This is a genomic window from Brevundimonas sp. GW456-12-10-14-LB3 (genome assembly GCF_059424365.1).
On record NZ_JBWKZJ010000003.1, the window covers coordinates 53,101 to 68,879 of the forward strand.

Below are 15,779 nucleotides of genomic sequence, written 5' to 3' on the forward strand. Positions count from 1 at the left end.
CTGCATTTCCCGGGGAGAGAATCAAAGTGCAGGATCTGGTGGGGCCCGCGGTCGGGACCTTGGCGCTGGTCGCGCTGGGCGGATATCTGCTCGGCTCGATCCCGTTCGGCGTGGTGATCACCCGCGCCGCCGGCGCCGGCGACGTGCGCAACATCGGCTCCGGCAATATCGGCGCGACCAATGTGCTGCGCACCGGGCGCAAGGACCTGGCCCTGGCCACCTTGCTGCTGGACGCCGGCAAGGGGGCCGTCGCCCTGTTGATCGCCCGCGCCCTGTTCGACAGCCAGGCTGCGGGCGCCATCGCCGGCGGCGCGGCCTTCCTGGGCCACCTGTTTCCCGTCTGGCTGAAGTTCAAGGGCGGCAAGGGGGTGGCGACCTTCTATGGCCTGCTGCTGGCCGCCGCCTGGCCCCTGGGCCTGATGGCAGGCGCCGTCTGGCTGATCAGCGCCTTCGCCTTCCGCTATTCGTCGCTGGCGGCCCTGATCTCCTCGGCGACTGCGCCCCTTCTGGCCCTGTTGCCGCTGGCCGCCGTCGGCCTGCCGGTGGACATGCCGATCCTGGCCCTGACCGTCTTCGCCGCCGTGCTGATCTGGATCCGCCACCACGAGAACATCGCCCGGCTGCTGAAGGGCGAGGAGCCGCGCATCGGGGCCAAGAAGGCGTGACCCCGGCGGCGGACGAACGGTTCGCCCGGCTGCGGCTCGCCCGCACCGACCGCATCGGTCCCGTCGCCTTTTCCCAGTTGCTGGGCCGTTATGGGTCAGCTGTCCGCGTGCTGGAGGTCCTGCCCGACCTGGTCCGCAAGTCCGGCGCGGCCTCCATTCCGCCGCCCGTCGCAGGCATTGAGCGCGAACTGGCTGACGGCGAGCGGATCGGCGCGCGCCTGCTGGTGCTGGGCGATCCTGACTATCCTGAGATGTTGGCGAACCTGGACCCGCCGCCGCCGATTCTGTGGGCGCGGGGTCGGGTCGATCTGTTGAACATGCCCAGCATCGCCATCGTCGGCGCCCGCATCGCCTCGGCGGGCGGGCAGAGGATCGCGCGCGGCCTGGCGCTGCAACTGGGTCAGGCGGGGCATGTCGTCGTCTCGGGCATGGCGCGCGGCATCGACGCCGCCGCCCACGAAGGCGCCCTGGCGACGGGGACCGTCGCGGTCCTGGGCGGCGGGGTGGACGACGTCTATCCGCCCGAACACGCGGATCTTTACGCGCGGCTGATCGACCAGGGCTGCGTCGTGTCGGAAAGCCCCGTCGGCGCGCGGGCCCAGGCGCGGGACTTCCCCCGCCGCAACCGCATCATCTCGGGCCTGTCGCGCGGCGTCGTGGTGGTGGAGGCGGAGATCAAGTCGGGATCCCTGATCACCGCCCGACTGGCGGCCGAACAGGGGCGCGACGTCTTCGCCGTGCCGGGCTCGCCGCTGGACCCGCGCGCCAAGGGGCCGAACGAACTGCTGCGCCAGGGCGCCATCCTCTGCGAGGGGATCGAGGACATCGAGCGCGCCTTCAACACCCTGCGCAGCCTGCGCGCGCCGCCGTCGGAGCCGATGGATTATGGCGAGGTGGACGACGCCTTCCTGGACCGGGTCGCCGCCCTGCTCTCGCCCACCCCGACGCCGCGCGACGAGATCGCTCGCGCCCTGAACGCCCCCATGGGCCAGGTCGCCGCCGCCCTGCTGGAGCTGAGCCTGGCCGGCCGAGCCGAGCTGCTGCCGGGCGGTCTGGCGTCGATATAGTGAAGTCTCTTCCGGATTCGTCTTCGATCCGTGATAGTCACCCGATATTCCGCAAGTTTACGGGCGCCCGGCGGCCGGTGCATTGACACATGGCTCCGCTCCAACCACGTTCGCGCCCCTTCCCGAGACCGAACACGCATGAACCTCGTCATCGTCGAGAGCCCCGCAAAGGCCAAGACCATCAATAAGTATCTGGGTTCGGACTACGAGGTCCTGGCCTCATACGGCCACGTCCGGGACCTGCCGTCCAAGGACGGCTCGGTCCTGCCCGACGACGACTTCTCCATGCACTGGGAGGCCGACGCCAAGGGCGCCAAGCGCCTGTCCGAAATCGCCGAGGCCGCCAAGCGCGCCGACCGCGTCATCCTGGCCACCGACCCCGACCGCGAAGGGGAGGCCATCAGCTGGCACGTGCTGGAGGTTCTGAATAAGAAGAAGGCGCTGAAGGACACCCAAGTCGAGCGCGTCACCTTCAACGCCATCACCAAGTCCGCCGTTCTGGACGCCATGGCCAAGCCGCGCCAGATCGACATGGAGCTGGTCGAGGCCTATCTGGCCCGCCGCGCCCTGGACTATCTGGTCGGCTTCACCCTGTCGCCGGTGCTGTGGCGCAAGCTGCCGGGCGCGCGCTCGGCCGGGCGGGTGCAGTCGGTGGCGCTGCGCATCGTCGTCGATCGCGAGATGGAGATCGAGAAGTTCAAGCCTCAGGAATACTGGTCCATCGAGGCCGACCTGAACGCCGACAGCCCGCCCTTCACCGCCCGCCTGGTCAAGCACGCCGGCAAGCGGGTGCAGCGTCTGGACATCAAGGACGAGGCGACCGCCGCAGCCGCCCGCGCCGCCATCCAGGCCGGCGACTTCACCATCAATTCGGTCGAGAAGAAGCCGGTCCGTCGCAACCCGGCGCCGCCCTTCACCACCTCCACCCTGCAGCAGGAGGCTGCGCGCAAGCTGGGCTTCACCGCCCAGCGCACCATGCAGGCGGCGCAAAAACTGTATGAGGGCGTGGACGAGACCGGCGGCCTGATCACCTATATGCGGACCGACGGCGTCTCGGTCAGCCCCGAGGGTCTGGCCCAGGCGCGCGAGGTGATCGGCAAGGAGTACGGCCCCGCCTATGTCCCGGCCGAACCTCGCCATTACAAGGTGAAGGCGAAGAATGCTCAGGAAGCGCACGAAGCGATCCGGCCGACCAACATCGCCCGCCATCCCGACAGCCTGCGCCTCGATTCCGATCTTCAGCGCCTCTATGAGCTGATCTGGAAAAGGATGGTCGCCTCGCAGATGGAGGCCGCGCGCCTGGACCGCACCACGGTCGAGATCGAGACCTCCGACGGCCAGACCGGCCTGCGCGCCACCGGCCAAGTGGTGACCTTCGACGGCTTCCTGGCCGTATATGAGGAAGGCCGCGACGAGAAGCAGAAGGGCGCGGAAGGCGACGAGGGCGAAGACGACACCAGCCGCCTGCCCGCCCTGAAGGAGGGCGCCAAGGCCAAGGTCGACGCCATCCGCACCGATCAGCATTTCACCGAACCGCCCCCGCGCTATTCGGAAGCCACCCTGGTCAAGAAGCTGGAAGAACTGGGCATCGGCCGCCCGTCGACCTACGCCTCGACCCTGTCGACCCTGCGCGACCGGGAATATGTGCGGGTGGACAAGAACCGCTTCTATCCCGAGGACAAGGGGCGGCTGGTCACGGCCTTCCTGGAGCAGTTCTTCAGCAAATGGGTCGAGTACGACTTCACCGCCGCTCTGGAGACCCGGCTTGACGAGGTGTCGGCCGGCGACCTGAACTGGAAGGTGCTGCTGCGCGAGTTCTGGCAGGACTTCCACGCCGCGACCCAAGCCGCGGGGGAACTGCGCACCACCGCCATTCTGGACGCCCTGAACGAGAGCCTGGGCGCCCATATCTTCCCCGACAAGGGCGACGGGTCCGACCCGCGCGAATGCCCCCTGTGCCATCAGGGCCAACTGAGCCTGAAGACCAGCCGGTTCGGCGCCTTCATCGGCTGCTCGCGCTATCCTGACTGCAAATACACTCGCCCCGTCGCCAGTCCTTCGGCCGAGGACGGGTCGGCCGAGAGCGGCGATCGCGAACTGGGGGTCGATCCGGCGACCGGACACCCCGTGCAGCTGAAGATCGGCCGCTTCGGCCCCTATGTCGAAATCGCGCCGCCGGACGGCGAGAAGCCAAAACGCTCGTCCCTGCCCAAGGGCTGGTCGCCCGCGTCCCTGACGCTGGACCAGGCTCTGCGATTGCTGGCCCTGCCGCGCGAGGTCGGGGTTCACCCCGAGGACGGCAAGATGATCACGGCGGGCCTGGGCCGTTACGGTCCCTTCGTCCTGCACGCCGGCACCTACGCCAATGTCTCGGACATCGACGAGGTGTTCGAGGTCGGTCTGAACCGCGCCGTCGCCCTGCTGGCCGAGAAGCGCGCCGGTCGTCCCGGCCGCGGGGCGGCTGCGGCCCCGCTGAAGGACCTGGGCGCCCACCCCGAGACGGGCGAGCCGATCCACGTCATGGCCGGCCGCTTCGGCCCCTATGTCAAATCGGGCAAGATCAACGCCACCCTGCCGAAAGGCACGGCGCCCGAAGACCTGACCTTGGAAGCCGCCCTGCCCCTGCTCGCCGCCAAGGCCGGCGCGGCGCCGAAGAAGAAGGCGCCGGCGAAGAAAACGGCTGCGTCGAAGAAGGCTGCGGCTGCGAAGAAGCCCGCCGCCAAGAAGGCGCCGGCGAAGAAGGCCAAGGCGAAGGCGGAAGACTGACTCATAAGGCCCCTCTCCCGCCGGGAGAGGGCTTGAGCGCACGAGAGCGAAGCGATCGTTCTGGCGCGAAAGGGTGAGGGTTCGGCGGTGCGAACCGGCCCACCGGCCGGCCCTCATCCGGCCCTCCGGGCCACCTTCTCCCAATGGGAGAAGGAAGACCTTTCGTCAGCGCATCTCCACCCGTCGCGCGCCTGCCGGGATCGCCAGCTCGTCGCCGGTCCATTGCGCGGCCCGCCCGTCGATGCGAACCCGCTCCGGCCGCCCCTCGCCGGCGGGCCATTGCAGCACATAGCCGCCCGGCGGCGTCGCGCCCTCGCCCAGGGTCAGCACATAGGCCGCCCCCTGTTTGCGATAGGCGTAGGTCAGCGCCCCATAGGCGGTGCGCAGGTCCTTCACCCCCACGCCCTCGGCCGTATCCAGCCAAGCCTCCGGCACGCCCGCCGCCAGCACCAGGGCGTGGTCGCGGTCTCGCTCATAGGCGAACAGGTCGAGCGCCGAGCGGATATAGTCCGAGCTGATCCAGGCGTGGGGCATGTCGCCGATGAAGCGCGGCTCGCGCTTGTCGCGCCCCACCACCTCGGCCCAGCCGTTCCAGGCCTCGGGCCGGCGGTCGGCCATCAGGAAGTCCAGCACCGCCAGGGCGCGGTCCTTCTGGCCCAGCCGCACATAGGCGCCGACCAGCCGCCATTCATAGGGGGTATAGTCCTTCCACGCCGTGCGATTGGTCAGCCGGTTCTGGAAATTTTCCCAATAGAGGTCGAAGGTTCTAGCCAGAAGTTCGGGTGGAAGATTATCCTTCTCGCCCGCCGGAGACAGGGCGATGGTGGTCGAGGTGGCGTCGAAATCGCCCCGGTCGGCGGCGCCGGCGATCCAGTCGATGTCGTGGTGAGCGGCCGTCGCGACGATCGAGGCGCGGATGTCGGCGGCGAACTGATCCCGCGCGGCGGCGTAGCGGGCGGCGGCCTCGGCGTCGCCTAAAGTCTCGGCGATGAAGACCGCGTCCTTGTAGCCCAAGAGGCCCCAGAAATCGTCCCAGTAGGAATAGGCCGCCTTATCCGAATAGCCCTCGTGGCTGATCGTCGGCGGCAGCAAACCGTACAGATGGCGCTGGTCCGGCGTCTGGAAGGCGGCGGTGCGGGTGGAGGCGCGCAACTCGTCCATATAGGCGATCGCCTTCTGCACCTGGGGCCAGACCTGGCGCAGAAGGGCCTCGTCCCGGGTGTAGCGGTATGTCTCTGCGGCCAGGAAGACGAACTCGCCGTGGCTGTCGTTCTCGGGCACCGGATCGGCGCCGCGGGCGTCGACGCAACACGGAACCTTCCCGTTTTCGAAGACATAGGGGGCGTACCAGCGCAGATAGTCGGCCGAGTGCTCGGCCATGCCCAGCCGGTTCAGCCCCTCGGCCATCATGGCGCCGTCGCGTATCCAGGAGCGGTTGTAGCTGCGGGTGCCGGGCTGCAGGACCGGTCCCTGGCGCGACATCAGCATATGAGCGAGCGAGGACTTCAGCGCGTCCTCGATCCGCTGGGCGGCGGGCGGCAGGGTCAGGTCCACCCGGTCCAACTTCTCGCGCCACTGCGCCGCCAGCGCCTGCTCGGCCTGATCCAGGGCGGCGAGGCCCTGCCCGGCCTGCGGCGGATCGCCCGCCAGGGGCGACAGGAAGCCGAAGGTGCGCGTCTCGCCGGGCTGAAGCGTCACCTCGTACAGCAGGGCGCCGCCCGGCAGGTCCGTGGCGTCGGAGACGGCGACCGGCTCACCCGCGGGCCGTCGCGCCGTCGGCAAAATCAATGATTGAGGACCGGCCCCAGCGTCGAAGCTCGAAGCCGCAACAGCGTCCGGCGCGGTCAGGGCGTGGACGCGGACATCGTCGTTCAGCGTCAGGCTGGCGCCGTCCCAGGCGATCCGCTCGACCGGCGCCACGCCCCCCGGAATGGCCAGAAACTGCACCGGCCCGTTGACCTGGAAGGGTCGCGCCGTCAGGGCCAGGGTCAGGCTGCGCGGCCGGTTGGAGGTGTTGGTCAGGTCATAACGACCCCACAGCCGCGCCTGGTCCGGCGCGCCGTCGGCGAAGCTGGTGATCTTCAGCGTCCAGTCGTCGGCGGTCCAGGTCACCGAAGGGATCGGTAGATCTTCGTCTTTCAGCCCTTGTTCGATATTGACGTCGGCCCAGGTGATCAGCCGGCCGTTATCGACGACGAAGGGTTCGATGCTGGGGCCTGCACGGCGCAGTTCGATGGCGCCGTCCTCGCCGATCAGACCGCTCTCGCCGCCGCCGTCCACGCCGACCAGGGTCCAGTAGGGCTGTTCGCCGAAGAAGCCGCGCGGATAGAGGCCGCGCAGGTTCTCCTTGGCCACCGCCTCGACGAAGGCCGTGGCGTCCTCGCCGAAGGCCAGGGGTTCGACCTCGATCTCGTTCAGCGCATAGGTCGTCGCCTGCCCCGCGCCCAGCCGCTGGCCGGCGCCGGACGAGCCGACGACGTCCGAGGCGGGGACCGGCTTCAGCGGCTCCAGCCGCAGCCAGCGGGCGCTCGTCTCGGGCGTGCGCAGCCAGTCGACGCCGCCGTTGCCGCCCTTCACGGATGTCAGCTCACGCCAGTCGCGTCCGTCGAGAGACGCTGAAATCCTATAGTCCGCCGCCGCGCCCCGCTCGCCCCAGCGCAGGGTCAGGCCGCCGAACTCGCGTTCGTATCCCAGATCCAGGGTCAGGGCCGACGGCTCGCCCACAGGCGGGGTCCAGGCGGTCTTCGGGTCCAGGTCGACGGCGTTGGCGGCCGTCGTCTGCGCCCGCCCATCGGCGGCGATCGGCTGGGGCGGCGCGAGGGGCTCGACCGGCAGGGCGCGCAGGCTCAGTTGATCGATCTCGACCGCGCCCTTGCCGCCCTCGGCCGCCACCACGACGAACTCGACCCGTTCGGCGCGGCGCAGCACCGTCTCCGGGCTGGGGCCCCAGGCCTTGGACACTTGGCGGCGCTTGATGACGAACTTCGTCCAGCCGTCAGGGAAGTCGTAGCGCGCCGTCTGTTTCCACCAGACGTTCTCGGCCGAGGCGTCGGTCAGCTTGACCTCGAAGGTGTTGGTCGGCCCGGCGCCGCGCACCCAGAAGCTGATCTCGTAATTGTCGGGCAGATCGACCGGCAGGGCGCGGCTGAGCACGGCGTAGCCGGCCTTGCCGTCGAAATCATAATCGAGCCGCACGGCGCGGCCGTCATGCCCCGCCACGGCGGAGACGGCGGCGTGGACGTCGGTCGAGGCGCTGGCCTGCCACCGCGAGGCGTCGTCCATGCTGTCGAGAACGCGCGTGTCCTGGGCGACGGCGGGGGCGGCCATCAGGGCGGCGCTGAGCGCGAGGGTGGAGGTCAGGATACGCATTGGATGACTCCAGCTTTCCCTCTCCGCGTCATCCTCGGGCTTGTCCCGAGGATCCAGACTCCCGGTATTGGACGGGGTGCATAGGGCGGCCGCACCGGGAGTCTGGATCCTCGCCACAAGGGCGAGGATGACGGCGTTGAGAGACGAGAAATTTACCCCTTCACGCTGCCCGCGAGCATGCCGCGGATGTAGTAGCGTTGCAGGGCGAGGAAGAGGATCAGCACAGGCGCGACCGTGACGACCGCGCCCGCCATCATCAGTTCGACATCCTGGACATGTTCGCGAGAGAGCGCCGCCAGGGCGACAGGCAGGGTGTAGTTCGACTGGTCCGTCAGGATGATCAACGGCCACAGGAAGTCGTTCCAGCTGCCCAGAAAGACGAACAGGCCCAGGGTAACGATGATCGGCTGCAGCGTCGGCAGGACGATGCGGCGGAAGATCTGGCCTTCGCTGGCCCCGTCGATGCGGGCCGCCTCCAGCATTTCGTCGGGAATGCTCAGCGCATACTGGCGCACCAGGAACAGGCCGAAGATCGAGGCCAGCCAGGGCACCAGGGCGCCGGCGTAGGTGTTCACCAGCCCCATCCCCTTCAGCATCAGAAACAGCGGCAGGGTGCCGATCTGGGCCGGCACCACCAGGGCGGCGACCAGGAACTGGAACAGGCGTTCGCGCCCCGTGAACTTCAGCTTGGCGAAGGCGTAGCCGGCCGGGACGGTGAAGCTGAGCGCCAGGATCGTCGCCAGGGTCGCCAGGGCGAAACTGTTCCACAGATAGCGGCCCATGCCCTGGTTCAGAAACAGGTCCTGATAATGCTCCAGCGTCCAGCGCGACGGGGCCAGCGGCGGCGGGAAGGTCGCCGCCTCGCCGGTCGGCATGAAGCTGACCGACGCCATCCAGACCAGCGGGAACAGAACAACGAGGGCGATCAGGGCGACGGCGAGGTTGAGGAGGATGGAACGGATATTCATAGGCATCCCTCCTCCATTGCCGTCTCCCCCCCTACCCCCTTCCCAAGCACCGTCATCCTCGGGCTTGTCCCGAGGATCCAGACTCCAGGTGTTTGAAGGGGGTGCATACTGCGGACACACCGGGAGTCTGGATCCTCGCCACGAGGGCGAGGATGACGCGCTCTTGATAGGGGAGACTGACCGCAGGAAAACGCCATCACTGATACGCCCCCACCCGCTTGGCCACGGCCAACTGCACCAGGGTGATGGCCAGGATGCACAGGAACAGGACGAAGGCGACCGCGCTGGCGGAGCCCAGGTTCCACCATTTGAAGCCCTCTTCGTACATGAAGTAGAGCACCGTCACCGTGCTCTGGGCCGGGCCGCCTTGGGTCATGACATAGGGTTCGGCGAACAGCTGGAAGAAGCTGGCGACCGAGATGATCGAGACCAGCAGCATGGTCGGGGCGATGGCCGGCAGGGTGACGTGGCGGAACTGTTTCCACGGCCCAGCGCCGTCGATGCGGGCGGCCTCGTACAGGTCGTCCGGCACGGTCTGAAGCACGGCCAGGAAGATCAGCATATTGTAGCCGAAGATCTTCCAGACCACGAACATCAGGATGGCGGGGATGGAGGTCGAGGGCTGGCCCAGCCAGTCGACGGCGGGCAGGCCGATGCTCTCCAGCCCCCAGTTGATGACGCCGTAGCGGGTGTGCAGCAGATAGCGCCAGACCACCGCCGTCGCGACCAGGGTGGTGACATAGGGGGCGAAGAACATGACCCGCCAGATCGGCCGCCACTTCACCACCCGCGCGTTCAGGATCACCGCCGCCGCCAGGGAGGCCGCGATGGACAGGGGCACGCCCAGGACGGCGAAGGTCAGGGTGTTCTTCATCGCCCCCCAGAACAGCGGATTGGTCATCAGCTGCTCGTAGTTCTGCAGACCGACGAAGCGCAGATTGTCGAGGTCCGCCAGGGCGTAGATGTCGAAGTCGGTCAGGCTGAGCAGCAGGGCCGCGATCACCGGAAGGGCGAAGAACAGGCCGATGGCGATCATGGCCGGGGCGACGAAGCCCCAGGCGGCGCGTTCGCGGGCTGCGAGGCCACGTGAACACCGGACGGCGGATATTGCGGGATCGGCGACGGTCATACGGCCCTGCCCTGCTCCATCATCCAGCGGCGCTTCTCCAGCAGTCGATCAGCACGGCGATCGATCTCGGCCGCCGCAGTCTCGGGCGTATATTCGCCGCGCACCATCCGTTCGGCGACGATCTGCATCTCTGTCACGATCCGCTCCCATTCGGGAACCTTGGGCACGGCCTTGGCGCGTTCCAACTGGCCCCGGAAGGGCGCCAGCATAGGGTCGCGCTCGACCTGAGCGATATCCCAGGCGCTTTTCCGCGCCGGCAGGTCGCCGACGATGGTGTTGAACCGGGCCTGGACCGCCGGTTCGGACAGATAGCGGACCAGGGCCCAGGCCGCCTCCTGATGCGGCGAAGACTGAAACACCGCCAGGCTGGAGCCGCCCGGCGCCGAGGCGCCTAGGCCGGTCGGTCCCGGCACGCCCGCCGTGGCCCAGCTGGACTGAAACGACGCCGGCAGACGGCTGCGGAAATCGCCCACGCTCCACGGGCCGGAGAAGTAGAAGCTGAAATAGCCGCGCGCGAACTCGGTCCAGACGTTCGAGATTTGCGCCGCCGACGCCAGGGGCGCCAGGCCCTCGGCGAACAGGCTGCGATAGAAGGCAAGGGCCGAGATGAAGCCGGGGTTGGAGAAGTTGCCGCGCGTATTCCTGTCCCGCAGCAAGGGCTCCTCGGTCTGAAGGCCGAAGGTCAGAAGCTGCTCGAACTCATTCAACGGCAGCAGGATGGCGTAGTTGTCGCCACCCGCCACGCGCTTGATCCCGTGCATGGCCCGCTTCCACTCGGCCCAGGTCCGAGGCGGGGCGCCGAAGCCCGCGCGGGCCAGAAGGTCGGTGCGATAAAACAGCAGACGCGTATCGACGTACCAGGGCGTGGTCATGGCCCGGCCGGCCACCTCATTGGTCTCCAGCACCGCCTCGAACTGATCGGTCAGCAGGTCGGCGGCGGCCGGCGGGGTCGGCGACAGGGCGCCGATGGCGGTCAGTTCCGAGACCCAGGTGTTGCCGATCTGGCTGACGTCCGGCAGCGAGGCCCCGGCATAGGCTGTCAGCAGCTTCTCATGCGCCGCCGTCCACGGCAGGGGCTGGACCGCGACGCGGACGCCGGGATTGCGGCGCTCGAACTCGGGCATCAGTTGGCCCACCGTCCCGCCTTCATTGCCCATGGCCCAGAAGCGCAGCACTGTCTCGCCGTCACGACGCGGCGTGCAGGCCGCCGCCGCCCCGCCCGCCAGCAGCGCCAGGGCCCCGCGTCTGTGCGGGCCAGAGGTCATGCGTTCAGCCAGCCGCCGGTGAAGCCCGCCGTCTCCAGGGCCTTACGGATGTGCGGCTCGCCGCGCATATAGCGCCAGATGAAGTCGGAGCGGTGGTTCTCGGTCATGCCGACGATGGGGCCCTGGTCGATGCCCAGATAGTCGTCGGCCACCCACCCCACCCCGTCAACGATCTTGCCGTGCTGCAAGGGCCCGTCGCGCTGGGTCAGGGTCGGGTTGAAGCTGTCGAGGAAACCCCACTCGGTATAGATCCCCGCGCCGAACCGGCTCTTCATCGCCTTGATGCAGGGCACGACGATCTCGGGCGCGAAGGCGATGGAGCTGGCCGCCGCCGTGGGGGCGATGGTGCCGTCGTCGCGGTCGCCGGGGCCGCGCGCCGAATAGCTGAAGAACTCGCGCTCGACCCCGTTGATCGTCTGTTTGAAATCGCCCGGCCCGTCGCAGGCCGTCAGGCCCCAGGTTTCGGACGAATAGCCCGCCCACTGGCCCGGATTGTCGTGGCCGTATTTCTGCTGGGCGTAGACGGCGCGGCGGCTGTTTTCGAAATAGTCCAGATACTCGCCCATCTGGGCCGACTGGCCCCGCATCCAGGCGTCCTGAATGCCGCGGAAGTCGACGTACATATGGCTGTACTGGTGGCCGAAGATCGGCGCGAAATTCAGGTGCCAACTGCCCCAGCGGTCGGTCCAGCTCTCGTCATAGCTGGCGGCCCATTCGTGCCAGACATTGACCGAGACCGGATGGGTCGGGCTGCCGATGGCCAGCAGCAGCACCAGCATGCCCTCGTTGTAGACGTGCCAGTCAGACGGGATGAAGCCGCTCTCCGGATGCCAGCCCATGGTGATCCGGTTGTCGCGCACGACGGCCCAGTCCCATTCGATCCGCTCGTACAGGGCCTGGACCCGGCTGCGGATCTCGACCTCGTCCGGGTGGTCGCCGTCGAAATAGCGGGCGGCGAACAGCATGCCTGCCATCAGCAGGGCCGTATCGACGGTCGACAGCTCGTTGGTCCGGTAACGAAGACCGGTCTCCATATCGAGGAAATGATAGAAGAAGCCCTTGTGCCCCGCCGTGCCGGTCGGCTCCGGCCCCTGGGGCAGGCTGTGGAAATAGCGGACGGTGATCAGGGTCCGCTCGCGCGCCTCGTCCCGGCTCATCCAGCGGCGCTCGACGCCGATGGGCCAGCAGGTCAGGGCGAAACCGACCGCCGCAATAGAGCAGAAGGATTTGCTGGGCCAGCGATCCGGCGTCAGGCCGGTGGCCCGGTCCGTGACCTTTTCGAACCAGCGGAAGGTGCGTTCCTGAAGCTCATCGACCTCGCGGTCCAGCCGCAGAGGCCGGCGCTGCGTGCCGTTTACCGCCCCAGTGACCGCCTGCTGCGCCGCCGCCTCGCCCACAACGAGGCCCCCGACCGCCAGGGCCGCAGCCCCTGCCGTGGTTCGCATCAGGAAGTCTCGGCGGTTCATAGGCACGCTCACTGAATATCTGAAAAAAGAAGGCCGCCTTCCACGCAAGCGGAAGGCGGCCCAGGCTCAGGGTGGTTAGAAGGAGTAGCGCAGACCAACCTGGAAGCTGCGGGTCGGCGTGAAGACTCCGGTGCCAGCGCCGAAGCGCGGGCTGGTGTAGCTGCCTTCGAACGAGCTGTAGTTGGTGAAGTTGAACAGGTTGATGGCGTCAGCAATGAACTCCACTCGCTGTCCGCCAAACACTTCGAAGGCCTTCGTCAAGCGCAGATCCACTTGCCGATAGGCGAAGTTCAGGCCCGGCAGGAAGGCGCGCTTTTCGGGGTTCCCGGCATTCCAGCAGATGTTGGGACCACCCGCCGGCGCATCAGGGCAGTTGAAAACATTATACGGCAGGCCTGAACCCAAGGTCACGATGCCGGACAGCAGGAAATCGGCCGGCAGACCCAGGGTACCCGAGGCGACGATGCGGTGCCGCTCGTCCGTCGCCGATCGATATTCCGGCGATTGGCTGGGGACATTGTAGTCGAAGTCGAAGGCCGCATATCCGTTGTCACGGCTGCCGTTCTGGGTCGCGTCCATATAGGTGTAGGCCAGATTGAAGCCCCAGCCGTCCTGAGCGTTGTACGGCTTATCAGCGGTCAAATAGATCGCTTTATAGTCGCGTTCCTTGTCCGTGTTCTGGAAGAAGATGGTGTTCCGGAACTGCGGGAAGCCGACCGAGGTGGGCGACGGTCCGTTGAAGCGACCACCCGTCTCGGTCAGGGCGTTGGCGATGTACCAAGCAGATTCACCCTCCGTATGACCGGCCGCGAATGTAAGGGCCGTCTGCCATTGGCCGAACTTCTGGCGCACGCCGATATTGAACTGATCGGTGCGCGGCGGTTCGAAGTTGTTCTTGACAAGGAAGACCTCTCCGGCGCCCGGCGACGCGGCCAGCAGCGGATCAAGGCCGGCCGGCGTCAGATAGGCTGGGTTCCAGGCGACCGTCTGCTGCCCCCCGACGAGGCCGCCGGTGTTGGAGAAGTAGATAGTCTTGTTGAACTGGAACGGCTTGAACCGTTCATCGAAGGCGAAGTTGAAGCCGATCCGATCATAGTATCGGCCGGCGCCGCCGAACAGCACAGTGCGTTCGTCGCCGAAAACGTCATAGGAGAAGCCGAAGCGAGGCTGGAAGGCGTCCTTGAAAGCAGGACGATCACCGTCGGAAATATAGTCAGCCGGATTGAAGTAGGACGGGAAATCGTAGCTCGGCAGGTTCTGAATCGCCGCCAGCATGTTCCGAATGGAGTCCGGCGTCCGGTAGTCGTTGTTGACCGCGTTGTCCTCGTAGTCCCAGCGGATGCCTAGGTTCAGTTCCAGCTTGTCGGTGATCTGCCAGTCGTCCTGAATGTACAGTCCGATGACATTGTTGTCAGCGTCAGCGGGAGGAACGGCCACGCCGAGGTCAACAGAGACCGGAATGGTTCGGCTTCCGTTGATTTCAGGACGCGCCTCGATGTCGTAGGTGAAGGTCGGGTTGCGGCCGAAGTCCTTCTGCACGAAATAATTCTGCATCGAATACTTCGCACCCATCTTGATGGTGTGGGTACCCATCCAGGACAGGTCGGGGATAGTCAGGTCGTTCCGGATCGTCGTGCTCTTCTGCTCCAGGAACTGAGAGTCCGCGCGACCGCCAGCCGTGAAGACCGTCGCCTCGCGGTTGTTGATGTTGTACTGGAAGCCGGGCGTCGTCGGACTGTCGTCCCGGAAGATGACATACCGGCGGCCGTAGTCGCCGCCGTTGATCACCGACTGCTCATAGCTGGACTGCAGGTAATCGATCGCGAACTCATTCAGGAAGCGATCGCCCTGGTATTGGTGACGCAGGTTGAAGGCTTTGTTCTCACCGCTGTTGCGCGCCGCGCGGCTGGGGGCGTTCTGGCCGCTGGCCCCACGGATATCCTCTTCGGTCTTGTACTCGGCGCTGAGTTCCAGACGCTGCCGGTCGTTGATCTGCCACGACAGCTTGCCGAAGAAGATGTCCTGTTCATACGGCGTCGAGGTTGTGCCCAGATCGGCGGCGAAGAAGTCATTGTATTCCGTGCGGTTCAGGAAGGACTGCGAAATCCGGTCCTCATCCTTGCGCTCGTAGGCGCCGAAGAAGTGCAGACGATCCTGGATGATCGGGCCACCCAGGCTGGCGCCGTATTGCAGTCGCTTCAGCGGCGCCTTCTCGGCTCCACGACGTTCCGAAATCTCATCCTGAGCGATCCAGTCGGGATCCTGATAGAAGACGAAGGCGTCACCGTGGAACTCGTTCGTGCCAGAGCGGGTCACGGCCGTAATGATGGCCGAACCGGCCTGTTCATACTCAGCCTTGAAGTTTTGGCTGATGACGCGGAACTCCTGAACCGCGCCCTGCGGGAAAGGGGTGCCGCGGCTGTCGTCCTGACCAGCCACGCCGCCGTCGTTGATCAGGGATTTTCGGTTCTGACCGTCGATGAAGACGTTGATGGCCTGAGCCGTCTGACCACCGGCCGAAATGGTCCGCTCCGTATCGTCTTCGCGAACACGCAAGCCGGGGGCCAGGGCGGCGAAGTTCAGGAAGTTGCGGCTGATCTGCGGCAGGTTGTTGATCTGCTGCTGGGTCACATTGGTGGCGACTTCGGGCGTGCGGACTTCAAACACCCGACGGCCGGTCACGACGATGTCGCCCAGCTCGGTCGCGCCGCTGGTCGCGGGCGCGGTCGAAGCGGCGGCGACGTCCAGATTGAGCGTGCCGACCTGGCCCAGGGCCAGGGTGACGGTTTCTTCAGCCGTCTGGCCGTCCGCGCTGGTCACTTGAACGCGATAAGTGCCGGGACGGAGACCGGAAAAGACGTAGCGGCCGTCGGCGCCGACGCGGGCGCGCGCCACATAGCCGGTCGCCACTTCCGTGGCTGTGACTTGCGCGCCGGCTTCAGCGGTCGCGCCGTCGTAAACGGCGCCGCGGAGCGTAGTCGTTGCGTTTTGGGCGCTCGCCGCCCCAGCGAAACCGGCCGCGATGGCCAGAGCCGACGCGGCCGCCAAGGCGGTGCTGCGTGTATTGAACTTTCTCATCCTGTT

The 15,779-nt window shown here is 67.0% G+C and carries 9 protein-coding genes; 3 read left to right on the top strand and 6 right to left on the bottom strand.

Going from position 1 to position 15,779, the window contains the following annotated elements; genetic code table 11:
- The first annotated feature begins 26 nt into the window (after window positions 1-26).
- The 3 genes from plsY to topA all read left to right on the top strand — a co-directional run bounded on the left by plsY (window position 27) and on the right by topA (window position 4,498).
- Complete coding sequence (gene plsY / locus AC07XS_RS02155) at window positions 27-665, top strand: glycerol-3-phosphate 1-O-acyltransferase PlsY (RefSeq protein WP_152950601.1); 639 nt, start codon at window positions 27-29, stop codon at window positions 663-665.
- A complete protein-coding gene (gene dprA, locus AC07XS_RS02160) occupies window positions 662-1,732 on the top strand; it encodes a DNA-processing protein DprA (protein ID WP_182713506.1) in 1,071 nt (356 codons plus the stop codon). The genes plsY and dprA overlap by 4 nt, the downstream gene beginning before the upstream one ends.
- Before the next feature lie 138 nt (window positions 1,733-1,870).
- Window positions 1,871-4,498 (top strand): type I DNA topoisomerase, encoded by a 2,628-nt coding sequence (topA, locus tag AC07XS_RS02165; protein ID WP_182713507.1) that lies wholly within the window; start codon window positions 1,871-1,873, stop codon window positions 4,496-4,498.
- A gap of 165 nt (window positions 4,499-4,663) precedes the next feature.
- Here topA and AC07XS_RS02170 read toward each other — a convergent pair whose 3' ends face one another.
- The 6 genes from AC07XS_RS02170 to AC07XS_RS02195 all read right to left on the bottom strand — a co-directional run bounded on the left by AC07XS_RS02170 (window position 4,664) and on the right by AC07XS_RS02195 (window position 15,773).
- The gene (locus AC07XS_RS02170; protein WP_182713508.1) at window positions 4,664-7,867 is read right to left on the bottom strand and encodes a discoidin domain-containing protein; all 3,204 of its coding nucleotides are present in this window, start codon (window positions 7,865-7,867) and stop codon (window positions 4,664-4,666) included.
- Window positions 7,868-8,019: 152 nt separating this feature from the next.
- Window positions 8,020-8,835 (bottom strand): carbohydrate ABC transporter permease, encoded by an 816-nt coding sequence (locus tag AC07XS_RS02175; protein ID WP_182713509.1) that lies wholly within the window; start codon window positions 8,833-8,835, stop codon window positions 8,020-8,022.
- A 196-nt stretch (window positions 8,836-9,031) separates the two neighbouring features.
- Window positions 9,032-9,964, bottom strand: coding sequence for an ABC transporter permease subunit (locus AC07XS_RS02180; RefSeq protein WP_182713510.1), 933 nt, complete (start codon window positions 9,962-9,964; stop codon window positions 9,032-9,034).
- Window positions 9,961-11,229, bottom strand: a complete 1,269-nt coding sequence (locus AC07XS_RS02185; protein ID WP_182713511.1) for a sugar ABC transporter substrate-binding protein — start codon at window positions 11,227-11,229, stop codon at window positions 9,961-9,963. Before AC07XS_RS02185 ends, AC07XS_RS02180 begins: the two co-directional genes overlap by 4 nt.
- On the bottom strand, window positions 11,226-12,695 hold the full coding sequence (locus tag AC07XS_RS02190) for a glucoamylase family protein (protein WP_182713512.1): 1,470 nt from the start codon (window positions 12,693-12,695) through the stop codon (window positions 11,226-11,228). Before AC07XS_RS02190 ends, AC07XS_RS02185 begins: the two co-directional genes overlap by 4 nt.
- Window positions 12,696-12,770: 75 nt before the next feature.
- A complete protein-coding gene (locus AC07XS_RS02195) occupies window positions 12,771-15,773 on the bottom strand; it encodes a TonB-dependent receptor (protein ID WP_182713513.1) in 3,003 nt (1,000 codons plus the stop codon).
- Window positions 15,774-15,779 lie beyond the last annotated feature (6 nt).